The 22531-nt window shown below is 38.8% G+C and carries 18 protein-coding genes and 4 tRNA genes; 9 read left to right on the top strand and 13 right to left on the bottom strand.

Annotated features, from left to right (window positions below; translation table 11 throughout):
- Nucleotides 1–93: 93 nt before the first annotated feature.
- Nucleotides 94–894, top strand: a complete 801-nt coding sequence (locus tag AC0JIQ_RS02135) for an AraC family transcriptional regulator (RefSeq protein ID WP_474202489.1) — start codon at nucleotides 94–96, stop codon at nucleotides 892–894.
- A 1-nt stretch (nucleotide 895) separates the two neighbouring features.
- Here the strand turns inward: AC0JIQ_RS02135 and AC0JIQ_RS02130 are convergent, their stop codons facing one another.
- The 3 genes from AC0JIQ_RS02130 to AC0JIQ_RS02120 all read right to left on the bottom strand — a co-directional run bounded on the left by AC0JIQ_RS02130 (nucleotide 896) and on the right by AC0JIQ_RS02120 (nucleotide 3034).
- Nucleotides 896–1792, bottom strand: a complete 897-nt coding sequence (locus AC0JIQ_RS02130) for a polysaccharide deacetylase family protein (RefSeq protein ID WP_474202488.1) — start codon at nucleotides 1790–1792, stop codon at nucleotides 896–898.
- Between the two features lie 69 nt (nucleotides 1793–1861).
- Entirely contained in the window at nucleotides 1862–2503 is a 642-nt protein-coding gene (locus AC0JIQ_RS02125; protein ID WP_004660402.1) for a fumarylacetoacetate hydrolase family protein, read from the bottom strand.
- A gap of 33 nt (nucleotides 2504–2536) precedes the next feature.
- Complete coding sequence (locus tag AC0JIQ_RS02120; protein WP_004660401.1) at nucleotides 2537–3034, bottom strand: YcxB family protein; 498 nt, start codon at nucleotides 3032–3034, stop codon at nucleotides 2537–2539.
- A 460-nt stretch (nucleotides 3035–3494) separates the two neighbouring features.
- Between AC0JIQ_RS02120 and AC0JIQ_RS02115 the strand changes: the two genes are divergently transcribed.
- Complete coding sequence (locus AC0JIQ_RS02115) at nucleotides 3495–4793, top strand: SRPBCC family protein (RefSeq protein WP_474202487.1); 1299 nt, start codon at nucleotides 3495–3497, stop codon at nucleotides 4791–4793.
- Between the two features lie 59 nt (nucleotides 4794–4852).
- Here the strand turns inward: AC0JIQ_RS02115 and AC0JIQ_RS02110 are convergent.
- A tRNA-Arg gene (locus AC0JIQ_RS02110) sits at nucleotides 4853–4929 on the bottom strand.
- Between the two features lie 557 nt (nucleotides 4930–5486).
- Here AC0JIQ_RS02110 and AC0JIQ_RS02105 point away from each other — a divergent pair.
- Complete coding sequence (locus tag AC0JIQ_RS02105) at nucleotides 5487–8369, top strand: beta strand repeat-containing protein (protein ID WP_474202486.1); 2883 nt, start codon at nucleotides 5487–5489, stop codon at nucleotides 8367–8369.
- A 119-nt stretch (nucleotides 8370–8488) separates the two neighbouring features.
- On the opposite strand, the gene AC0JIQ_RS02100 is transcribed toward AC0JIQ_RS02105, so the two are convergent.
- From AC0JIQ_RS02100 to AC0JIQ_RS02090, 3 genes are all read right to left on the bottom strand, one after another.
- Nucleotides 8489–8565 (bottom strand) — tRNA-Arg (locus tag AC0JIQ_RS02100).
- Nucleotides 8566–8611: 46 nt separating this feature from the next.
- Nucleotides 8612–8688: transfer RNA gene (locus tag AC0JIQ_RS02095), tRNA-Arg, on the bottom strand.
- 11 nt (nucleotides 8689–8699) lie between these two features.
- A tRNA-Ser gene (locus AC0JIQ_RS02090) sits at nucleotides 8700–8789 on the bottom strand.
- Between the two features lie 259 nt (nucleotides 8790–9048).
- Here AC0JIQ_RS02090 and rnr point away from each other — a divergent pair.
- The 5 genes from rnr (at nucleotide 9049) to AC0JIQ_RS02065 (ending at nucleotide 15515) form a co-directional block, all read left to right on the top strand.
- Nucleotides 9049–11481 carry a ribonuclease R gene (gene rnr / locus AC0JIQ_RS02085; RefSeq protein ID WP_474202485.1) on the top strand — a complete coding sequence of 811 codons (2433 nt, stop codon included), beginning with the start codon at nucleotides 9049–9051 and terminating at the stop codon, nucleotides 11479–11481.
- Between the two features lie 180 nt (nucleotides 11482–11661).
- Nucleotides 11662–13701 carry a M3 family metallopeptidase gene (locus AC0JIQ_RS02080; RefSeq protein ID WP_474202484.1) on the top strand — a complete coding sequence of 680 codons (2040 nt, stop codon included), beginning with the start codon at nucleotides 11662–11664 and terminating at the stop codon, nucleotides 13699–13701.
- Nucleotides 13702–13739: 38 nt separating this feature from the next.
- On the top strand, nucleotides 13740–13946 hold the full coding sequence (locus tag AC0JIQ_RS02075; RefSeq protein WP_004660391.1) for a YheV family putative metal-binding protein: 207 nt from the start codon (nucleotides 13740–13742) through the stop codon (nucleotides 13944–13946).
- Between the two features lie 10 nt (nucleotides 13947–13956).
- Nucleotides 13957–14403 carry a hypothetical protein gene (locus AC0JIQ_RS02070; protein ID WP_474202483.1) on the top strand — a complete coding sequence of 149 codons (447 nt, stop codon included), beginning with the start codon at nucleotides 13957–13959 and terminating at the stop codon, nucleotides 14401–14403.
- A 227-nt stretch (nucleotides 14404–14630) separates the two neighbouring features.
- On the top strand, nucleotides 14631–15515 hold the full coding sequence (locus tag AC0JIQ_RS02065) for a DMT family transporter (RefSeq protein WP_474202482.1): 885 nt from the start codon (nucleotides 14631–14633) through the stop codon (nucleotides 15513–15515).
- Between the two features lie 107 nt (nucleotides 15516–15622).
- Here AC0JIQ_RS02065 and AC0JIQ_RS02060 read toward each other — a convergent pair whose 3' ends face one another.
- From AC0JIQ_RS02060 to AC0JIQ_RS02035, 6 genes are all read right to left on the bottom strand, one after another.
- Nucleotides 15623–17827: a TRAP transporter large permease subunit gene (locus AC0JIQ_RS02060; protein ID WP_314370475.1), complete on the bottom strand. Its 2205-nt coding sequence runs from the start codon at nucleotides 17825–17827 to the stop codon at nucleotides 15623–15625.
- 179 nt (nucleotides 17828–18006) lie between these two features.
- Nucleotides 18007–18588 (bottom strand): rhombosortase, encoded by a 582-nt coding sequence (gene rrtA / locus AC0JIQ_RS02055; RefSeq protein WP_474202481.1) that lies wholly within the window; start codon nucleotides 18586–18588, stop codon nucleotides 18007–18009.
- Nucleotides 18589–18664: 76 nt separating this feature from the next.
- Nucleotides 18665–19744 carry a hypothetical protein gene (locus AC0JIQ_RS02050; RefSeq protein ID WP_004660386.1) on the bottom strand — a complete coding sequence of 360 codons (1080 nt, stop codon included), beginning with the start codon at nucleotides 19742–19744 and terminating at the stop codon, nucleotides 18665–18667.
- A 359-nt stretch (nucleotides 19745–20103) separates the two neighbouring features.
- On the bottom strand, nucleotides 20104–20310 hold the full coding sequence (locus AC0JIQ_RS02045; protein WP_004660385.1) for a hypothetical protein: 207 nt from the start codon (nucleotides 20308–20310) through the stop codon (nucleotides 20104–20106).
- Nucleotides 20311–20520: 210 nt separating this feature from the next.
- On the bottom strand, nucleotides 20521–20916 hold the full coding sequence (locus AC0JIQ_RS02040; protein ID WP_005219655.1) for a hypothetical protein: 396 nt from the start codon (nucleotides 20914–20916) through the stop codon (nucleotides 20521–20523).
- On the bottom strand, nucleotides 20903–21160 hold the full coding sequence (locus tag AC0JIQ_RS02035; RefSeq protein ID WP_004660383.1) for an FAD assembly factor SdhE: 258 nt from the start codon (nucleotides 21158–21160) through the stop codon (nucleotides 20903–20905). Before AC0JIQ_RS02035 ends, AC0JIQ_RS02040 begins: the two co-directional genes overlap by 14 nt.
- 188 nt (nucleotides 21161–21348) lie before the next feature.
- On the opposite strand from AC0JIQ_RS02035, the gene AC0JIQ_RS02030 reads away from it, so the two are divergent.
- On the top strand, nucleotides 21349–22521 hold the full coding sequence (locus AC0JIQ_RS02030; protein ID WP_004660381.1) for an acyl-CoA dehydrogenase family protein: 1173 nt from the start codon (nucleotides 21349–21351) through the stop codon (nucleotides 22519–22521).
- The last annotated feature ends 10 nt before the right edge of the window (nucleotides 22522–22531 follow it).

The following is a 22531-nucleotide window of genomic DNA, read 5'->3' as shown; positions in this document are numbered from 1 at the left end:
TCTATAATTAGAGCACCAATATAAAGCTGTCAGATTTTCATGATATAGTGAAAATCTGACATTCAATCCATGTTTTCGGGCAATTCTCATTTTATGAAAAAATCAGCTCAAAGGATTCAAAATTTCCAACAGCTTCCTGCGTATAGTGATATTCCAGCCCCTTTATGGCTTAGAATTCGAGATGCACCTGCCGAGACGTTTTATCCTGAACATGTCCATGCATGGGGTGAATTTATTTATGCATTCGATGGTGTATTAGAAGTTAATATTGAACAAATTCATTATTTAACACCCCCACCCTATGGTATTTGGCTACCGCCACGTTTACAGCACAGTGGGATTAATCGCAATGAAGTCACGCACTGCACCCTCTATATACATGAAACACTTTGCGAGCGAATGCCCAAGCAAGCAGGAATCTTGCTTTCAGCTCCCTTAGTTCCCGCCTTATTGGAACATATCCGCAAACACCCATTTCAAGAGAATGATCCAGAATATTTACGTTTACTACAGGTACTTCTGGATTCTCTTACTCATGCAGAATTGGTCGGAAGTTATTTACCAACCACACAGCATCCAGCGTTATCAGAAATCTTGAATCATTTACATCTTCATCCTGCCGACAACAGCACTCTAGATGAATTAGCTAAAATGATAAATATGACTGAACGAACGCTAGCGCGTTATAGTCAAAAAGAATTGGGAATGTCACTGCATGAATGGCGACAACGATTAAAAGTCATGAAAGCAATGTCGATGCTCAATCAAGGCAAAACCATTGAAAATATTGCACTCGATTTGGGCTATGCCAGTTCATCTGCATTTATTTATATGTTTAAGCGCTGGATGCAGTTTACTCCTGACCAATTTCGCAAGTTGTATCAAGGACGCTAATTCAATCTAAACCAAAACGTTTTAAATTGTCCTGTTCATAAGGTGCATCCTCAGCAGGATAACGCAACTGAGCTTGCCCACGTTGCTTGGCTAATGACCAAATAATGCTTTCACCTGCAGGTAAAATATTCGGGCGCTGTTGATACAGTGGATCTGTATAAGCATCGACTGTATCAATCCATTGCCAGCCTTGTACGCGAAATGCCTGAATCACATCTGTTAAAAATGCAGCATTAATCGCATTCACGTGTAATAAAAGTACGTGCTTTGGTGAATAACCTAAAGTCTCGGTTGCCAATTGATCATAGTAAGTTGCACGTCCAAGTAAGTGTTGAATATAAGCTTGTTTCAATTGATTTAACTGGGCTGTTTTTCCTTGTTTTTGATAAGACAAATATTTTAAATTATAAAACCAGTCACTCGCGTCAATACTGACTGCACCAGATTGATAGCCATGTTGCTGTAAATAATCCGCAACACGCTCTCTCTTTTCTAAGGTATTTCCTTCCTTGAGAAAAGGATAACGATATCTTGCCGTCCAACCTTTTAATGGTTGAAAAACATGTTCAGCTCTCTGAATGCCATCAATATATTGTTGGCTCGTGACGCTATCTTTATTTAAATTAAGATGTAACTCGCTATGATTGCCAATCTGATGACCTTGCGCCCCCCACGCTGCAACTAACTGTAATCCCGCATAATCTCCAATTTTAATGACACTTGGATAGATCATACTCTTGATTTGATGTTGTTCCAGTTGCGCTAAAATTCTCTGATTAATATTAACGGCTTGTTTATTTAAATCGGGATTAACGCCATCATCAAAACTTAAGGCAAGTTGTTGAGCATGGCTGATCGTTGTGGTTAAAAATAATGCAAAGTACAACCAGATTTTCATTTTTATCTTCTCATTTTTACAAATAAAAAAGCGCTGATATTTTAAATATCAGCGCTTTGATTTTATGAATTATGCTTGAACAAATGTATCCCAATCATATTCTCCTGATTGGGTTATTAGTTTCATGGTTAATTGATCATTTGGGTGTAATGCCCCGACGCCAGCAGGCGTACCCGTCATAATGACATCACCCGCTTCCAAACTAAATGACTGATTAATTTCAACCAATAATGCACCGATATCAAAAATCATGTCTTGGCTAAAACCATGTTGGCGTTCAACGCCATTAATCATTAAAACAAGCTCTAACTCTTGTAAATCGCCAATTTCATCTGCTTCAACCCAGTCTGCCAAGATACATGCACCGTCAAAAGCTTTTGCTCGCTCCCAAGGCTGTCCTTTCGCTTTTAAGTCATTCTGCAAATCACGTAAAGTTAAATCTAACCCTAACGTCACAGCACCAATCGCTTCTAAAGCTTTGCTTGGATCGGTTTCCTGCGACAATGGGTGTGCAATCTGCAAACAAATTTCACATTCAAAATGACATTCACCCAAAGCCTGATTCCAACGGGCACCTTGGGCTAAGCTACTCAAACTACTTGGTGGTTTGATAAATAAAATTGGGCGATCAGGAATTGCATTACCTAGTTCTTTCGCATGTTCAGCATAATTTCTGCCTACACAAACAATTTTTGACGGACGTGTGCTCATAAAAGCTCCTTGTTCCTTAAATCGCGAATGAAGTTATTTTTTAAAACTATTTTCAAATTTGGTTTGATCTGCTGGATCAGTGAATGAACGCTTTGGAACAATAATGACGGTATGGTTTTTCAACTCCAGCATGTAAGTCAGTTTGCCTATTGCAAAAGATTGTACCTCTGCATACTGCGCTGTTTGCTTTTTACCTGTGGCATAAAGTTCAAAATGATCTTGATAAAGGTCAATTCCCTGCTCACTTTTTCCAAATTGGTAGCGAACAAATTGACGTTTAAACAACATCGGTAACAACCAATAGCGCATCAAGCCCTGCATAATCAGAAAAAAAGCACCTAATGCAACGTAATAACGACCAACGTCTGAGAAACCTAAATAGATTCCCCAACCAATAATTGCAATACTAATAACAGGTGTTAGAAAACGACTAAAGGTCTTTTTACCAAAAGTGACAAGAGCAAAACCATCTTGTGATTCTTCTAAATTAAGATAATAGCGCACAGATACAGTTGGACGTTGTTCAGACATTTTTGATTTCTAAGATTTGAAAAAACTCATCTATTAGAACATAAATGATTAGAGCGTAAATCAGATTTATCGTGATTTGATACAAAATTTAAATATGATGCGATAGAGCTTTTCAGCTGATTTTAGATAGAAAATAAGATGTCTAATTTCGAGAAAAAGTAGGCTTTATCCATGAAGATGATCTGATCGAAATCTTTCAATATGATCAGAATTGCCTTTGAAACTTTATTTTCTCTTCATCGTTCCACTTCACAATATTAAAAATCTTTTTTCTATTCAGAATGATAGATAGGTTAATTTATTATTTCTACAAATACTGACCGATCGGAAGCCGATGATAAGACATGTTTTACATAATATGACTATTTTTTATACATAAAAACTTTTATTAATAGCAATGTTTCATCGCTCATCTACAGATGAAACTGAGTATATGATTAAGAAAAATCAAAGGAATCTGATGTTGTATTTGAATGGATTTATATTAACGACTCTTGTTTTTAGCGTAACGCAAACTTGCTTTGCACAAATGCTAACTTGGAATGACAATATCCCAAGTGCTTTACAACCTTTTCAAAATAACCCCCAGCTTTTGGCAAGCTACACGCAAAATAATATTTTCATTTATGCACATCCAGCAACTAAAACTAACCTCCCCACACTCAAATCCAATTCACAACCAAACGCCAGTTTTACATCCGCAGCACTTATTGTTCCTACCAATGTACAACAGGTTAGTAAGACGCTAACTGACTTTAATCACTATGTCGGTCTATTTCCAACACTTAAATCTGCCAAAACACTAGAACAATCTGGCAATACTGTAAAAATGAAATATCGTGTCTCCATTCCAACGCCTATTCCAGTGCTCAATTTTAATGAAGACGTTACCTTACAGCATCAGATTAAATCGAACAGTATTTCCAGTTTAGTGATTGATTCTCCTATTCCATACGGTGTAGGAAAGTTTGAATGGTTTGCCTTAGATGATCATCGAACTTTAATTACGCTCACCCAATGGGGAGATTTAAATCAACCTAAAGGTTTTATTTTTAAAAAAATTCTGAATGCGATTCCAGAGGTCAAATTAGGGATTCCAAGCTCAACCAATGCTTTTATCCTAGAGTCACTTCGAACACGCTTTATTAAACAAAATATCGTTGCCTTAAATCCTGGACAAATACCAAGCCCTCAATTAAATGAAGCTCAATTGGCTAAGATTGCACAATTGAGTCAAAATGCACAACAGCCTGTAAGCTACCTACATGCACCGACCAGCATTTTGTACACACATGGGCGGGAAACCATGCGCTTCACCACAACCTATCAATTTTATCAACAGCCCCCACAGCAATTACATAAATGGTTAAACCCTTTAGCCTATCAAGAATTATTTCCAAGACAAATCAAGAAAATCAGTATTTCTGCTGTCCAAAATCAAGGTCAAGATGCAGATATTCAAGTGAATGTGGGTTTAGGTGTGATTAATATTCCTTTTACATTTAAGCTTTATTTTAATTATCCAAATACTATTGAAAATAACTTTTATGCAAATGGTGGTGATTTACGTTTTATAAAAGGAAAAATGGTTGCTACAGAATTGAATCACGGGAGCTTATTTAAAATAACCAGTTCAATGAAAATTGATGAAAAAGCACCCTTTCTATTAAGGGCTATGCGAAGTTTACCCTATCATGATGTACTACCCGCAGTTGGTGGTAATACTGTGTTTGTTCAGAAAATTAAAGCAAAAATGTAAGGCACAAAAAAACCGCATTTAAGCGGTTTTTTTCACTTTATCTTTCGATAAATTCAAATTGGTGCGCTCAGAGAGATTCGAACTCCCGACCCCTTAGTTCGTAGCCAAGTGCTCTATCCAGCTGAGCTATGAGCGCATATTTGATGGAGCGCATTATACGCATTTTTTTCCAATTGATAAGTATTTTTTAATAAAATCGCATTCAAACGGTGAGAGATTGATCATTTCAATTTAAAAGTAAATATTTATAATTGGAATAAAACTATAAATCATTGATATTGATACCTTTAAACTAAGAATAAAAATTGCTTAATATTTATTTTCAAACCAATAACAAAACTTATAAACTTCTTTGGATTAAAGTCATTTTTTAAACTGTAACGCGAGAAAAATAATTTTCAATGCACTGATATCACAAATTAAATCAAGACAAAAAATATCAGCTCTATTCTTCTCATTCTCTATTATTATTTTTGAGATTTTATTCTTTATTAAAATCGAATTACTTTAAGATTCAACTACTAAAACCTTTCATTAATCTGTATTAAACAATGATGCAGCTTATCGTTTGAATTGACAAAAAAACAAATACAAATAACATTATTATTGATTAGTGTGAAATACATCACATAAAAATCAAATCACTTTAATAATTAATCAAAACAATACAACTTTAAAAATATAGGTACCGCTATGCTTTTCAAAAGTCTTTTATCGCCAATTAAAAGTATTACTTCAAATTTATTAGAAAGTAATACAACAACCTCATCCATCACAGGTTCAACCTTAGCTCCCCTTTCTCTTTCATCAATCACAAATATCGTTTCAACGAATTCAATTACAAATACGGTAAATCAAACCATTAGCACGGTTAGCAATAGCATTGCAAGTTCTCCAATAAGTACGATTACCAGTACTTTAGGCAGTGTAACTGGGAGTAGCAGTCCATTATCTACAGTGACGAATATTGTTAGTGGTGTCACAGGAGCAACAACCACGAATCCTGTTGATACCGTAACTAATATTGTTGGGGGTATTACAGGTGGAATAGGAACTTCCCCACTCAATGTAGTCACAAATATCTTAGGAGCCACTGGAAGTAACCCTGTCAATATTGTAACGGGAATCATCGGAGGAGTTACAGGAGGTGATCTCAGCAATAATCCTGTCACGAGTACGATTCAAACCACTATAGACACTCTTCAAGGTGTAGAAAGTTTAAAAACCAGTATTATTAATTCAGGTATCCATACTGTAGCCGATGCAGTTATAGGGACGGTTCACCAATCAGAGCATCCAATCGGAGATTTAGCAAATCTTGGTACGCTTACCTTTGAAACCTCACGCGATACAGTGAATGGAAGTCTCGAAGTAGTGTCAAATCTCGCTGGTGCGGATCTTAATGGTGCAATTGGCTCAGCAACTGGTGTTATCGGCACACTCATCAATAATGGTTCTACTGCTTCAAACACGGTTCAGAACATTGTGGGTGATTTAACGGATATTAGCAGCGGCAGTCCTGTTGCTGCTGTCACAGATATTATTGGTGGTCTTACGGGAGGCGGCGGTAATCCTCTTGATGTTGTGACCAATATTATTGGTGGTATTACGGGTGGTGTTGGTGGCAATCCACTAGAAACTGTAACCGATATTATTGGTGGTGTTACGGGTGGCGTCGGTGGTAATCCTCTTGATGCTGTAACCGATCTTATTGGCGGTATTACGGGTGGTGTCGGTGGTAATCCTCTTGATGCTGTGACCAATATTATTGGTGGTGTTACAGGCGGTGTTGGTGGCAATCCACTAGAAACTGTAACCGATCTTATTGGCGGTGTTACGGGTGGTGTCGGTGGCAATCCTCTTGATGCTGTAACCGATATTATTAGTGGTATTACGGGTGGCGTCGGTGGTAATCCAATTGAGACTGTAACCGATCTTATTGGCGGTGTTACGGGTGGTGTCGGTGGTAATCCTCTTGATGCTGTGACCAATATTATTGGTGGTGTTACAGGCGGTGTGGGTGGCAATCCACTAGAAACTGTAACCGATATTATTGGTGGTGTTACGGGTGGTGTCGGTGGTAATCCGCTTGAGACTGTAACCGATCTTATTGGCGGTATTACGGGTGGTGTGGGTGGTAACCCTCTCGATACTGTAACTGGTATTATTGGTGGTGTTACGGGTGGCGATTTAGGTAACAATCCAGTCACAGGCATTGTTCAAACTGGTATCGATGTACTTCAAGGTGTAGAGAGCCTCAAAACAGAAATTATCAATACAGGAATCAATACAGTAGGTGGCGTAATTAGTGGTGTATTACCCCAAGTACATCCAATCGTTGATTTGACCAATCTTGGGACACTTACATTTGAAACTTCACGCGATACTGTAAATGGAACACTTGAGGCAATTTCTGATTTAGCAGGTGCAGATATTAATGGTGCCGTAGGTTCTGCCTCAGGTGTAATTGGAACTTTAATTAATAATGGAACAACTGCTTCAAACACAATTCAACATATTGTAGGCGATCTAACCGACCTTGGTAGTAGCAATCCTCTGGGAAATATTACCGATATTATTGGTGGTATTACGGGTGGAATTGGCGGTAATCCGCTTGAGGCTGTAACTGGTATTATTGGTGGTGTTACGGGTGGTATCGGTGGCAATCCTCTTGATGCTGTGACTGATATTATTGGCGGTGTTACGGGTGGTGTCGGTGGCAATCCTCTTGATGCTGTAACTGGCATTATTGGTGGTATTACTGGCGGTGACCTCGCCAATAATCCAATTACAGGTGCAATCCAAACTGGTATCGATATTCTTCAGGGCGTAGAAAGCCTCAAAACAGAAATTATCAATACAGGAATTAATACTGTTGCAGATACAATTATCAGCGCCGTTCCTCAAGTTGAGCACCCTGTTGGTGATCTAGCGGATTTAGGTACGCTTAGTTTCGAAACTTCACGAGATACAGTGAATGGAACACTTGAAGCGATTTCTGATTTATCTGGTGGTGATCTTAGTGGTGTACTTGAGTCTGCAACTGGCGTTGTAGGTACTCTAATCAATAACAGTTCAAGTGCAGCAGATATTCTTCAACATATTACAAATGATTTTGCTTTTGGTAATCCACTTGATATTGCCACCGGTGTTATTGATGGTATTACTGGAAGTATATCAGGTAGCCCATTAGGATCTATTTCTGAGATTATCACCAATATAGGTAACGGCTTTGATAGTGGTGATGTGATTTCAGGAATTGCTCAACCAATTCAAACGGGTATCACTAACGCTAATCTTGCCATAGATACACTTCAAGATAATCTCACAAATCTAGCAAGTGATAGTACCTTTGAAACTATCGACAGCTTGATTAACGTCAATTTAGGCGGTGGGGATTATCATATTAGTGGCAGCGTAGATAGTATCTTGAATGCAATTACTGGAACTGTTTCATCAACAATTGCTGTAGGTGAACCAAATCCAAATGGCGGATCAGTCACTGACCTCATCTCTCTTCCATCACAATTAACGAGTCTAACTGACAATTTATTCAGTTCAATCAATCATTTCTAAATAGACCAACTAAAAAGCCGCTGATTTCAGCGGCTTTTTTACATTTATCATTTAATTCATATTCAATCATAAAATTCAGACACAAAAAAACCGCAATTAAGCGGTTTCTTCTATTAAGTTGGTGCGCTCAGAGAGATTCGAACTCCCGACCCCTTAGTTCGTAGCCAAGTGCTCTATCCAGCTGAGCTATGAGCGCATTACTTATGTGCCTATTTAGGCCTGTGTTACTTTAAATTTTTACTTGGTGCGCTCAGAGAGATTCGAACTCCCGACCCCTTAGTTCGTAGCCAAGTGCTCTATCCAGCTGAGCTATGAGCGCTTTAAGTAAAGTGGCGGTGAGAGAGGGATTCGAACCCTCGGTACAGTTACCCGTACGCATCCTTAGCAGGGATGTGGTTTCAGCCACTCACCCATCTCACCGTAACACGAGCGCAATAATACAAACTAAAACCACATTACACAAGGGATGATCCTGTTTTTTTCTCTTTTTTTAAATCAATCAAATGTTTTTTAACCAATTCTTATATTTTTTCGGCATTTTTTAGCTCAACGCTTGTTAATATAGTGTTCTCTCCTTTATTCAGATTGGACAATAAACAGAATCTTGCAATCTTTGACGTGCAGTTAAAGTTTGAATGACTTATGCTAAACCGATCTGCCAGATGTGAAATGAAACGATATGACTACAAATTGGGTTGATCCCGAAGCAAAAGCAGAAGCGCAACGTTACGATAATCCTATTCCTAGCCGAACTCTTATTCTAACTACATTAGAACAATTAAAAACTGCACAGTCTCATGCAGAACTGGTTGACCACTTTAATATCCCGGATCAAAAAAGTATTGATGCATTGAATCATCGTTTAAGTGCAATGGTTCGCGACGGTCAGTTAATGAAAGATGGTTTTAAATACCAACCTGCAACTGATTTACCAAGCCATGAAGCAACGGTCTATATCAATAGTAAAGGTCTAGGTACGGCAAATATCGCAGGTCAGGATGATGTACTCTTACCTGAACGTGAATTACGTCTAGTCTTTAATGGTGATCGTGTTAAAGTACGCCAAACTTCTGTTGACCGTAAAGGTAAAGCTTGGGGCTTTATTACCGAAGTCGTACAACGTCGTGTCAAACAAATTATTGGTAAAGTCGCTGAACACGAAGGCGAATACTTTATTCAGCCAAGCAATCCAAATCAGCACCAACCAATTACCTTAGAAAAAGAATTGATTGAACATGCCAATGCCAAAGTTGGCGATATGCTACGTGTTGCGATTGATGATTACCCGACTCGTGAAGAATTAGCGACAGGTCATGTTGTACAGTCTATGGCGGATAAAGCAGATACTGAAATCATCATTCCACAAACGATTCTAGAATTTGGTTTACCTTATGAATTTCCAGAAGCCGTCATTAAAGAAGCTGAAAGTTTTAAAGAACCTTCAGAACAAGATCGCAAAGGTCGTGTTGATTTACGCGATTTGCCATTAGTCACCATTGATGGTGAAGATGCACGTGACTTTGACGATGCCGTATTCGCAGAGAAACGCTCAGGTGGTGGTTACCGTGTTGTAGTGGCAATTGCAGACGTGAGCCATTATGTCCGTTTAGACTCACCTTTAAATGAAGAAGCTGAAGAACGTGGTACATCGGTTTATTTCCCACACTTTGTTTTGCCAATGCTGCCAGAAGCATTGTCGAATGGATTGTGTTCTCTCAATCCACATGTTGACCGTCTGTGTATGGTCTGCGATTTAAAACTGTCTCGTGCAGGTAAAGTCACAGGTTATGAGTTCTACCCTGCGGTGATGCATTCCAAAGCACGTTTGACCTATAATCAGGTGGCTGCTTATTTTGACGGCGCAACCGATGCCATTCCACAAGATAAAAGCGTTCATAAATCGTTAAATACCCTATTCCAGCTTTATCAGACACTAAAAGAACTACGTGCCAAACGTCATGCGATGGAGTTTGAAACCATTGAAACCTACATGACCTTTGATGAGTTAGGCGGCATTAAAGAAATCTTGCCACGTACTCGTAATGATGCGCATAAACTGATTGAAGAATGCATGTTATTGGCGAACGTTGCCGCAGCTGAATACTCATTAGAACATGATATTCCGATGTTGTATCGTGTACATGAAGCGCCAGAATTCTCACGTATTCAAAAAGTCCGTGATTTTGTCAAATTACTCGGTTTGCCATTCCCAGAGCAACCAACCCAAGCTGATTACCAAGCCGTGATTGAAGCGACCAAAGATCGTTTAGATGCGCCAAGTATTCATGCGGTGTTATTACGCTCAATGATGCAAGCCTATTATGGTGCGAATAATGCAGGACATTATGGTCTTGCTTATGAAGCTTATACGCATTTCACTTCACCAATTCGTCGTTACCCAGATTTATTGTTACACCGCGCAATTAAAGCCTATCTCGATAAGAAAGCTTATCCATTGTCTGGTGCGGCTTTAGATGATGCAGGTGAGCATTTCTCACAAACTGAACGTCGTGCCGATGAAGCATCACGTAGTGTGACAACATGGTTGAAATGCCATTATATGCAACAGCATTTAGGCGATGAGTTTGGTGGTATCATTAGTGCGGTGACTGAGTTTGGTCTATTTGTGACGCTAAAAGATCTCTATGTCGATGGTATGATTCATGTCAGCCAGCTCGGTGAAGATTTCTTCCTTTATGATCAAGCCAGCCAAAGTTTGATTGGTCAGAATCGTGGACAGTCATTCAGCCTTGGCGATGAGGTGAAGATCCAAGTGGCAGGCGTGAATCTGGAAGAACGCAAGATCGACTTCCAGTTGGTTCAGCAATTGACGCATTTGGGACGTACAATTCGTCAAAAAGCGCCAAGAACCAATACTTCAAATCGTGCTTCAACCACTGAAGAGGTTTTTGGCAAACCACAATCGACAGCAGCTAAAGTCAGTGAAGATGGTGAAAAGCCTGTGCGTAAGAAAAAGGATAAGAGCAAATCAAGTTCTAATTCTTATACCAAAAAAACAGGTAAAAAATCTTCTGCGAAGCCTGAAAGCAAAGAAAAGCCAAAGAAGAAAGTGAAAAAGAAAAAGTCGAATGCCAAGACCAAGAGTGAATAAGATTTAATTAGAGAGCTTCGGCTCTCTAATTTTTTGGTCTTAAAATATGTGTGTTAGCAATGAATAAAAATTTATAGAAAACAAAATACTCATCTAATAAATAATCAATCAGCCTTGATTTATAGAGGCTTAAGCCCTACATCTATAACTATGTTTAAAGATGAATATGGCAAAAATACAATGACACTCCAACAAGCGACCCTCCCCCTTCCTCAATTTGATCAAATTCAACTTGCCGATTTAAAACAACAGATTGAACAAACGATTCAAAACGGTCAAAACTTCTTAAATCAACTCAATGAAGTTCCGCAAGGCTCTGAAGCCCAACTAGCAACCTTGGCAGAAGTTGATCAACTTGAAAATAACATGAGTGAATCGTGGGGTATTTTGTCACATCTCAATGCAGTCATGAATAATGCCGAAACCCGTGAGGTTTACCAAGCGCTTTTACCAAGTTTAAGTGAATACTATACGCAGCTTGGACAACACACGGCACTGTATCAAACCTATCAACAGATTCATGACAGTGCAGTCTTACAAACGCTGAGCGAAGCACAACAAAGTGCCATTAAACTCGCGCTACGTGATTTTAAACTGTCTGGTGTGGCTCTCGAAGGCGAAGCGAAAAAACGTTATGCGGAAATTTCAGCGCGTTTATCCCAGTTGTCTTCAGACTTCTCAAACCATGTACTCGATGCTACCCAAGCCTATTTTAAACCTTTATCTGAAGAACAACTCATAGGTCTGCCACAAAGCAGCATTGAATTATTAAAACAATATGGACAACAGCGTGAGCTTGAGCAAGCCGTTGCCACACTCGACTTCCCTGCCTATTTTGCCATTCTGACCTATGCCGATGATCGTGAATTAAGAGAAGAGCTGTATAAGGCCTATGTCACCCGTGCCTCAGAACAATCCCACCAAACTGAATTTGACAATACCCCTGTGATGGAGGAAATCCTGAGCTTACGTCAAGAAATGGCGCAACTGCTTGGCTTTAACAACTTTGCAGAATACTCACTTGCCAGCAAAATGGCACCTGATGTCGAAACCGTAGATAAATTCTTGGTGGATCTGGCAGAGCATGCACGTACGCCTGCACTTGCTGAAATTGCTGAACTAAAAAGCATTGCACAACAAGATGGAATTGAAGAACTCAAACCTTGGGATGCGACTTACTATTCTGAAAAATTGAAACAACAACAGTTCAACCTTTCTCAAGAAGCGCTTAAACCGTATTTCCCTGCACCAAAAGTAGTACAAGGTTTATTCCAGATCGTGCAACGTCTTTATGGTATTCAAATCATCGAACGCCAAGCCCCTGTTTGGCAAAATGATGTACGTTATTTTGAAATTGAAGATCAAGGTCAAGTGGTCGGTGGTTTCTACTTTGATTTATATGCACGAAATGGCAAACGCGGTGGCGCATGGATGAGTGGTTTCCGTTCTCGTGTGCAAACGGCCAATGGTCTACAAAAACCAATTTGCTATATGGTGTGTAACTTTACCCCACCGATTGGCGATCAACCTGCACTATTGACTCACGATGAAGTGATTACTTTGTTCCATGAGTTTGGACATGGCTTACATCATATGTTAACCGAAGTGGATAACATCTCAGTTGCAGGCACACACGGCGTGGCGTGGGATGCAGTGGAATTACCAAGTCAATTTATGGAATTCTGGGCATGGGACAATGAAAGTTTAGATGTACTCAGTGAACACACCGAAACCAAGCAAACTTTGCCACAAGAATTGCTGTCTGCGTTACTCAATGCGCGTTTCTTCCAATCAGGCATGCAAACCTTACGTCAGATTGAATTTGCGTTATTTGACCTGAGCATTCACCGTCAAGCACCGGCTTTAAACAGCCAGCAAATCCAAGCCACACTGGACGATATTCGCGATAAATTTGCCGTGGTTCCTGCGGTACCTTATAACCGTTTTCAGCATAGTTTCAGCCATATTTTTGCAGGCGGTTATGCGGCAGGTTATTACTCTTATAAATGGGCAGAAGTTTTAGCCAGTGATGCCTTCGATCGCTTCGAAAGTGAGGGTATTTTTAACACTGAGACAGGCAAAGAGTTTAGAAAGTTTATTCTAGCAGTTGGCGGAAAAGATACGGCACTTGATGCGTTTCGCAATTTCCGAAAAAGAGAACCAAAAATAGATGCATTATTACGCCATCAAGGTTGGACGAACACCAATAAAACCGCTTAAACTACGTCATTATTGTTCACAGAGTGTAATTAACTGACATGAAAAGACAGTTCATCGCGGGTGCAAAATGCCCTAAATGTGGCGCCTTAGATCGTGTGGTTAAGATCATCACTGTGGATGACGAGTGGATTGAATGTATCGAATGTGCTTATAGCGAAAAACGCCCGACCCACGTGGAAGAGCAACAACCCGCTGAGCCAGATGAAATTGGGGTGATACAATTCAAACCTCGTCATTTTGACTAGAAGGTTAAAAATGATGTCCACATACCAAACTCAAAATTCCAAATTATTATGGATGATAATTGGTGGAATTAGCGTTGTTGTGGTTTTGTTTCTTGCAATTCAATGGTTTTTATCACAAAAAAATCAGCAATCGACAAGCACAGCTACACAACCAATTGCCGAAAAAACAATTATATCCAAAGCAGAAACAACTGCTAGTCCAGATATAAATACGGCGAGCAGTGAAGTTGCTGCACCAATACAATTAGTCGAAGAGTCAATTGTCAAATCACCACTTCCGAGCAATGACAGTTTAGCCAAAGAAGAGATTGCAAAGCTAGATGATATTCATCAGCAGCTGCAAGACCAACAGCGTGACTTGAAACAACAAAATAACGATGTTGATACTTTACTTAAGCTCAAAGAAGATCAAATTAAACTTTTGGAGGCTCAAATCTCCGCACAACATAAATCTTAAAACAACAAAAGCTTTAATCCGATTTAAAGCTTTTTTACTCATTTAAATATCAATCTCATATTTCTAATCGCGATTTTTCATACAGACCCTCATAAGTTTGTATTTACACTGATTGCGGTATGATGGATATAAGTCACTCAACAAATCTAAAATCTAGTTTAAAAGCACATTTCTTTCATCGTTTGACAAGCATAGAATAACTTTAGTCTCAAAGTTTCGTGTCTAATATGAATTCACTTCAAACTAATCGCAATCTTTTACTTGCGATTGGTTGCCTGACAACCTCCGCCCTTCTTTTTTCGATCATGGGTATCTGTATTCGTTATGCATCACATACGGTTGATAACTATACAATTGTATTTTTCCGCAACGTGGTTGGACTCATTCTGTTTATGCCTTTTATTTTTAAACAAGGCATTGGCTTTGTAAAAACAGAAAAACTATGGATGCATACATGGCGTAGTATTGTTGGACTTGCAGCCATGTATGGTTTCTTTTACGCAATTGCGCATTTAAAGTTATCAAATGCAATGGTATTTACCTACTCTTCCCCAATTTTTATTCCAGTTATTGCATGGCTATTTCTAAAAGAAAAAATCACCATTGCTATGCTTTGTGCAGCTGTTTTAGGATTTATTGGCGTATTTTGCGTTGCTAAACCCGATCAAGGTCTACTGAACTGGATTTCAGTGATTGGTATCGCCTCTAGCTTACTTGCATCAATGGCTTTTGTAACCGTTCGAGCATTAACTCAAACTGAACCACCTGAACGCATCGTATTTTATTTCTGCTTGATAGGATCAGCACTTTCTGTGATTCCAATGTTCTGGATGTGGCGAATCTATCATCTAAAAGAATTATTATTTTTGATTGGCGCAGGGATACTTGCTAATGTCAGCCAAATTTTTATGTCTCATGCTTATCGACTTGCGCCAGCAGGACAAATTGCACCTGTGAATTATATGGCAATTATTTTTGCAGGTGTATGGGGCTTCTTACTTTGGGATGAAGTACCTGATTTATACAGCGTGATTGGATTTTGTATTATTTTGCTGGCAATTTTATTATGTAGTCCATTGACTCAACGTCAAAAGAAAATGATTCAACGCTAAAATATTTGATCTTTAAAAAATAACTGATCAACATTGATGACGTCTAAAGCATTTTAAATCTTAAAAAAATAAAAAAGCACCCGAAGGTGCTTTTTTTATTTCAACACTTAGTGTTTATACCAACCAAACATTTGGAAGATATATGGTGCATAGGTCACCAATACTAAAGATGAGAACAATACGATAATAGGTAATAACCAACGCTCATAACGATAATAGAAACTTGTGTATTTCTCTTTCGCTTCCTTATCAGCGGCTGATACTTCTTCATCCCCGACAGAGAGTCGCGTCAACAAATGGTTTAATGCCACAGGTGGTGTTACATAACCAAATTCGAATGCAACCAATACGATCATCCAGAAGTGAATCGGATGAATGCCGTTCTCATAAGCGACTGGCGCTACTGTCGCAGCAACTAAGATTACAGCACCGAATGGATCGGTAGTCATACCAATAATTGCAAGTAACATTGCAATAAAGGCAAGAGAAATGTAGATATTACCCAAGTGTGTTGGTAATAACTCAACCACTTCAGCACGCTCGATTAAACCACCAACGCTCGCAGATAATGCCATCAGTAGAATCAACGCACCGATATGACCAACTGTTTCTGAAGTTGCAAAACGTAATGCGCCACCAAAACCAAAACTCTTACCACCATGAGGATCATGGCTTTTTAAGAAGTCTGATTTCTGTTCATGTTCACGAACTAACGCCTCATGCTTTGCATCAACAACTGGAGCTGGTGCAAGTTTTGCTGCAAACAATTTGTCAAACAAAATCATTGCAATCAACACCAATGGTAAAATCATTGGCGCTGTAAATTCATTGATTGATGTATCTAACGCAAGTTTATAGAACATCACAACTGCAAAACCAATGATTACATAAGGAATCACAGGTACACATGCACGTAACATTCCAGGTACAGCAACTTTTGGTGAATTTACACGGAATTTTTCTTCAGCAAGAATCAATGAAACACCAAGGAAAATAAATGCAGTTAACCAGAAAACATAGATACCATGATCAAATAATTCTGTAGACGTTACATGACGGCTATCCAACATTGAAATCAAGATAACCAATAAGCATGGACGAATAACCACACCTAACGAACCTGACATTGCCGATACAGCTAAGGCATATTGACGGCGCGCACCAGAATTCCAAACTTCTTTATAGATGATCGCACCCGCTGCAATAACGAAGATACCAGAAGCACCTGTGTATGCTGTTGGAATCGCTGCTGCAATCAAAATTAACCAAGTTAAAGTTTCAGGTGCAAGATTCCACGGACGTAAGATATTTAAGAATAAATCCATAACACGTGTTTGAGTGAGCAACATACCCGCCCAAATAAACAATGCAAGATTTAAGAAAATACCAGAGAATTCAACCAAGATACCTAAATAGATCCCTTGCCCCATTGGATAGTCCATGAAGAAGGTAAATACAATACCTGTTACCAAGGACATAAAGGCATAAAGCGGAACGCTTAATAATGCTAGACCAAAGTTACCTTTAGGCTGTGCAGTTTTAGGAATAAAGATAAATTGGAAAACACTGATAATCGTAAGTGATACGAATAAGGCAATCCACAACCAATATAAAACGGCTGTCTTTCCAGCGACTTCAACACCTGAGTTCAATACAGAATGGTACTGACTAACAACTGAATAGCTGAGTAATGCGTTACCAGCAACCATTAGCGCTGAATAAACGCGATAGTCGATTTTACTCTTTGGCGCACGAAGACCAATATGGTGATAACGAAGCGAAGCAGTAATAGAAGCAAACAAAACCATTACAAGTAATAGAACAGTTTGGTTCTCAGAACCTAGCTTAAAGATACCAAAGAAGGTTGTTTCAACTTTACGATAAGTACGAATACTTGGATGAGCTTCCAAGTGCTTCATTGCTTTATCATAGAACTGATATTTTTCATCACATTGCTGTTGAGCAGCTAGTAATGAAGCACGTACATCTGATTCAGAAGCTGCACCAAACATGCTTGCAAATTCATCAGCAGCATTCGCTTTCATCTGCTCTTGAACTTGCGCTTCAATATTAGGATGTCGATCACAAGATGGTTTTTCAGGTTCAGCTCGTAAAAACGAATACTGCATCCCAGTTGTTTGATCACCGTAAAGACGCTCCCCCATACGGAGCATTTGACCGTGAATCATCTCGCCAGTACCAATAAGCAAAGTCATTAGCAACAAAGCAAGAATGATGAATGTTGATATCCAATCATTCCAGATATAGCCTAATCGGGCTAACCCAGACATTTTCTCTTGATCATTTTGCATGTCTATTCCAGTTTATTGTTATCAACACCCATCCAAAGATGTTGAATCATGCGATGTCCATGGTTGATAGATAAGTGAATTTACCCTCTTCGTAACCAATCCCTTTTAAACCGCCTAAATTTGCAGCAATCTTTTCCAAAAAAGAATGACTACAATCACTTTTTTGTTGGTTTTTTTTATCAACTTATATGTTCTCTCTCTATCCTTCTTAACAATAAATAACTTAACCCACAGAACAAACCACCAATCGCACCAATCAAATGAGCTTCTGTCAAAACAGGACTACCAATTAACTGTGCAGTACCTGTCTGGCCAAAAGTATTTTCCCATATTAATTTTGCTGCGATCAGCAACAAGACCAATAAGGCAAATTTTCTTTCTTTAGGATATTTCAAATACACGAGACCAACAGCAACATATAATCCATGCAGCACGCCAGAAAGACCAGCATATGCATCGATATAAGGTAAGTAGAAATAAAAGATAAGACTAATAAACGGAGGAAGGATTAAAAGCAGAACACATAAGTGCCAATTACGAGCATGAGGAAAAATAAAAGGTAAACATGCGAATGCCAACATATTTAAGAAAAAATGCATCCATCCAACATGAACCCAATGTGCCGTCCATAAACGCCAAAATTCAGCGAGTAAACTAGGTTTCCAATAAATGAAGTGATCTGCAAATACTTGCAAGCACGCTGATATAGAAACACATACAGCGATTAAAATAACTTTCGGTATCCATACGTGATCTTTCATCCATTACCACCCCATGAAAAAACTGACCTTTTACCAGTTTAAATGTTTCACGTGTAAAAGGTCGTTTAATTCAAGTTTACTCTGCAGGTGTTCCTTCTGCTGGTGCTGATGCGCCATCTCCACCATCAAATAACGCATCCAATTCAGATGAACTTTCTTTCTTATCATCCCAGAAAGAAGTCAAACCTTCATCACCAGAGCGTACGCCTGTATTCTCAGTCCAATAACGATCAGCTATACCACGGACCATCAAACCAGCCATCTTATCGATCAATCTAAATTGAGGATTGGCTGGTTTGTCTTCACCTGTTGCAGCAGCATAAGAGCGGAAAGCATCACGCAGTTTGGCATCATCACCACTTGCTTGTGCAGCAACTGCATACAATGCATGTGATAAACGAACACCTTTTTTCTCACCAATTTGCATTGATTCTTTCATGGTTGCATAAGGTTCAGGTTTACCGTCACCCGCACCTGGTAATAAAGTCCAAATCACAGCTCGCGTCGCCATCGGCGCGCCCCAGAATTTTTCATTATCCAAACAGGTCATGCCACGCTCAACAATACCCGCAATATCTTTCGGGACATTAATCGCGCCGCCAGAGTTAATATCATTGGTCATTGCTTGCAGACCACTTACCATCCCTAAAAGGTAAACTGTCTGATCTAAATCATTGCGCATTGTTGGGCATGAATCACCCAATTTATATTTATATTTTGATTCCCAACGATTTGCAAAAAGTTGATAACCTGCATATTGACGTTCAGCAGCAATTCCCGCCCAACGTTTTTGTTCAATACGAGCGTCTTGAGCTTCAGAAACTTGACCTGCTTTTGAAGCACGCAAATAGCGGAGTTCCGCCTCTAAGGCTTTATTTTCAGCACAAATACCTGCTGAGGTATACAATAACACCGCCATACGTGTTGGATCAGCACCCATATCTTTAGTTGACATCACCGCTGGGGTTAAGGCATTACCTGAATTACACACCATTTCGGCATCATCCATCGCCAAAATTGGTGGAACAATATGATTTTCACTAAAACTTAATGCGACGTTAGCCCCTGTTTTAATGATTTGTGAACACCCTGATAATATTGATGTTGTGAGTAACGCAACCGCCACACCCTGTCCCATTTTCTGGAATTTAGACATTCTTCCTGTCCTCTAATTAATTTGTTTTTCCTTTTAGATGTACCTTATCAGATGCAATACTTGAATTAAAGAGTAATTGCTCTAATTTAACATGTGCATTTTGACACAATTCACAGATAGGTGAATTGACAGAGAGTTGAAAATACAAAAATTTTAGGCAAAAAAAAGTAGCATTGCGACGGTTCAGCACATGCTACTTATTAACTGGTAAAAACGTGAAACTCTTTATCTTTTAGTTTTGTTGAAAGTAATCCTTTAGTAATGTTCCAGCTCTTCCTACAACAATCGCCATAACGATTGCAATTACTAGAAACATCCACATTGAAATCTCCATAGAGACCTCCTACAACATTGCGTATCTACTTTTGATAGATACTAGATTGGCGTTCGTCATCAGTATTCACGGGAGTATGATATATTGATGACACTTTCAATCTCTTTCTCTTGGTCACAACAACTTTAGATTGATGCGATTCAAGAAGTTCCCTGAGTAAAGTTCCTGCTCTTCCTATAACAATTGCAAAAACAATTGCAATCACCAGAAACGACCATGTTGGAATTTCCATCACTTTGGACCTCCACCACACTTTACGTTGGTGTTTGTACTTTAACGAAAATGAATACAAGTTGATGGTCAGATTGTCTGACAATTCAGATTTTCACGAAATTTTAGAGTATTTAATCTAACAATTTAAATGGATGCAAAACAAAAACAATATAAACAATTGAAAATAAACACATAATTAATTATATACAGTTGTAGAATTGTCCAACAATTAAAGCATTTTTATTAATAATTTTAAGTTTTTCCACTGCGAAATTGACAATTGATCCCACCAAATCGTTAAAGGTTGATACTGAGTATCAGAAAAATAGATCGTAATATAAGCTTGGTGATCAATAATTTTAGTGATTGTTCGACCTTGGATTGCGATAGAGGTATCCACAAACTCAAATGACCAATGTTGATGATCCAAATACTCAAAACGCTTTATTAAAGGACGCCGTAACAACAGAAACCAAAATAAAACCATGACAACAAGGCTAAGCAGCCAAAATGAAAGAGCTAGCAATTGGTAGGCTAAAATTAGAACAGTGACAAAAACTAAAAGTTGCAATACAAAGGAAAATCGACTGTATTGCAACTCAAAAACACGATTAGCCGTGTACATAATGTTTTAATTTTCGAATAAAATCTTTTAACTCAGCGCGAGGCGGCTCACCAACTTCCATAAACCAATCCAGCAAGTCTGGATCTTCTTGATCAACCAACTCTGCAAATAGCGCCTTTTCATCAGCATCGGCGGTTAAATAATAGTTTTTAACATAAGGATCGAAATACACATCAATTTCTTTTAAACCACGACGTGCGCGATAAACGACCTTACGTTCTTCCAAACTTATTTCATCAGACATTATTTGTTCCACTATGCAACAATTTTATAGTGATAGTGTACCCGATCCCCCATTAACTTCGCAGCGTTTTTTCTCAAGTGACCAAATACATCAATCAAATTGAGCATTGATCACATTGTTCACTATTTTCAATTTCTTGTATCGTGATGATGATCGTTTACATCCAATGACTAGGGAAAAAATAACAAATGCAATCAGGTGCAATTCGTCCAATTCCAAATATGCTCCCACGTAAGCTATTTACTTCTGATCATGAAGCATTTCGTGAAACTGTACGTAAATTTTATGAAAAAGAAGTTGTGCCAAATATTGAAAAATATGAGAAACAACAACATGTTGACCGTGACTTATGGAACAAAGCAGGTGAACTAGGCTTACTCTGTACCACAATGCCAGAACAATATGGTGGCTCTGGGGTTGATCGTTTGTACAGTATGATTCTGATTGAAGAACAAGCTTATGCAATGGACTCAAGTACAGGTTTCTCATTACACTCAGACATCGTTGCCAATTATGTCAATAACTTTGGTAATGAGGAACAGAAACAACATTGGTTGCCAAAAATGGCAACAGGTGAAACAGTTACAGCGATTGCTATGACTGAACCGGGTACAGGTTCAGATCTTCAAGCAGTTCGTACTACAGCTGTACTTGATGGCGATGAGTATGTCATTAATGGTTCAAAAATCTTCATTACCAATGGCTACCTTTGTGACATGGCAATTGTCGTCTGTAAAACAGGCAACAATGAAAAAGGCTCAGCAAATTTATCATTAATCATTGTTGAAGCTGATCGTGCTGGTTTTAGTAAAGGTAAACCTTTGAATAAAATCGGAATGAAAGGGCAAGATACTTGCGAATTGTTCTTTGACAATGTGCGCGTACCTAAGGAAAACCTACTTGGTATGGAAGGTATGGGCTTCATCATGTTGATGAAAGAACTGGCTTGGGAACGTATGTTGGTTGCAATTATTTGCCAAGCAGGTGCAGAAGCAGCATTTGCGCATACTGTGCAATACACTAAAGATCGTAAAGCATTTGGCAAAGCGATTAGTACCTTCCAAAATACGCGGTTTAAATTAGCTGAATTACGTACTGAAATTGATTTCTGCCGTACTTATTTAGATCGTTGTATGGAATTACAACTCGAAGAAAGCTTAGGTGTGGATGCCGCAGCGGCAGCTAAATACAAAATTTCAGATATGTTCTCAAAAGTTGTGGATGATTGCTTACAGTTACATGGTGGCTATGGCTATATGTTGGAATATCCAATTGCGCGTGCCTACATCGATAACCGTGCTAACCGTATTTATGCGGGAACAAATGAAATTATGAAAGAATTAATTTCTCGTACACTTTAAACATAAATTG

It is taken from the genome of Acinetobacter sp. FB (assembly GCF_056033405.1).
Note: the sequence above shows the minus strand (reverse complement) of the source record. Positions and strands in the feature narration are given on the sequence as shown.

What these genes read in the sequence shown, in the direction of transcription:
- AC0JIQ_RS02135 (WP_474202489.1), top strand. Translation starts at nt 94, where the DNA reads ATGAAAAAATCAGCTCAAAGGATTCAAAATTTCCAACAGCTTCCTGCG.
- AC0JIQ_RS02130 (WP_474202488.1), bottom strand. Translation starts at nt 1,792, where the DNA reads ATGAAAATCTGGTTGTACTTTGCATTATTTTTAACCACAACGATCAGC.
- AC0JIQ_RS02125 (WP_004660402.1), bottom strand. Translation starts at nt 2,503, where the DNA reads ATGAGCACACGTCCGTCAAAAATTGTTTGTGTAGGCAGAAATTATGCT.
- AC0JIQ_RS02120 (WP_004660401.1), bottom strand. Translation starts at nt 3,034, where the DNA reads ATGTCTGAACAACGTCCAACTGTATCTGTGCGCTATTATCTTAATTTA.
- AC0JIQ_RS02115 (WP_474202487.1), top strand. Translation starts at nt 3,495, where the DNA reads ATGTTGTATTTGAATGGATTTATATTAACGACTCTTGTTTTTAGCGTA.
- AC0JIQ_RS02105 (WP_474202486.1), top strand. Translation starts at nt 5,487, where the DNA reads ATGCTTTTCAAAAGTCTTTTATCGCCAATTAAAAGTATTACTTCAAAT.
- rnr (WP_474202485.1), top strand. Translation starts at nt 9,049, where the DNA reads ATGACTACAAATTGGGTTGATCCCGAAGCAAAAGCAGAAGCGCAACGT.
- AC0JIQ_RS02080 (WP_474202484.1), top strand. Translation starts at nt 11,662, where the DNA reads ATGACACTCCAACAAGCGACCCTCCCCCTTCCTCAATTTGATCAAATT.
- AC0JIQ_RS02075 (WP_004660391.1), top strand. Translation starts at nt 13,740, where the DNA reads ATGAAAAGACAGTTCATCGCGGGTGCAAAATGCCCTAAATGTGGCGCC.
- AC0JIQ_RS02070 (WP_474202483.1), top strand. Translation starts at nt 13,957, where the DNA reads ATGATGTCCACATACCAAACTCAAAATTCCAAATTATTATGGATGATA.
- AC0JIQ_RS02065 (WP_474202482.1), top strand. Translation starts at nt 14,631, where the DNA reads ATGAATTCACTTCAAACTAATCGCAATCTTTTACTTGCGATTGGTTGC.
- AC0JIQ_RS02060 (WP_314370475.1), bottom strand. Translation starts at nt 17,827, where the DNA reads ATGCAAAATGATCAAGAGAAAATGTCTGGGTTAGCCCGATTAGGCTAT.
- rrtA (WP_474202481.1), bottom strand. Translation starts at nt 18,588, where the DNA reads ATGAAAGATCACGTATGGATACCGAAAGTTATTTTAATCGCTGTATGT.
- AC0JIQ_RS02050 (WP_004660386.1), bottom strand. Translation starts at nt 19,744, where the DNA reads ATGTCTAAATTCCAGAAAATGGGACAGGGTGTGGCGGTTGCGTTACTC.
- AC0JIQ_RS02045 (WP_004660385.1), bottom strand. Translation starts at nt 20,310, where the DNA reads ATGGAAATTCCAACATGGTCGTTTCTGGTGATTGCAATTGTTTTTGCA.
- AC0JIQ_RS02040 (WP_005219655.1), bottom strand. Translation starts at nt 20,916, where the DNA reads ATGTACACGGCTAATCGTGTTTTTGAGTTGCAATACAGTCGATTTTCC.
- AC0JIQ_RS02035 (WP_004660383.1), bottom strand. Translation starts at nt 21,160, where the DNA reads ATGTCTGATGAAATAAGTTTGGAAGAACGTAAGGTCGTTTATCGCGCA.
- AC0JIQ_RS02030 (WP_004660381.1), top strand. Translation starts at nt 21,349, where the DNA reads ATGCAATCAGGTGCAATTCGTCCAATTCCAAATATGCTCCCACGTAAG.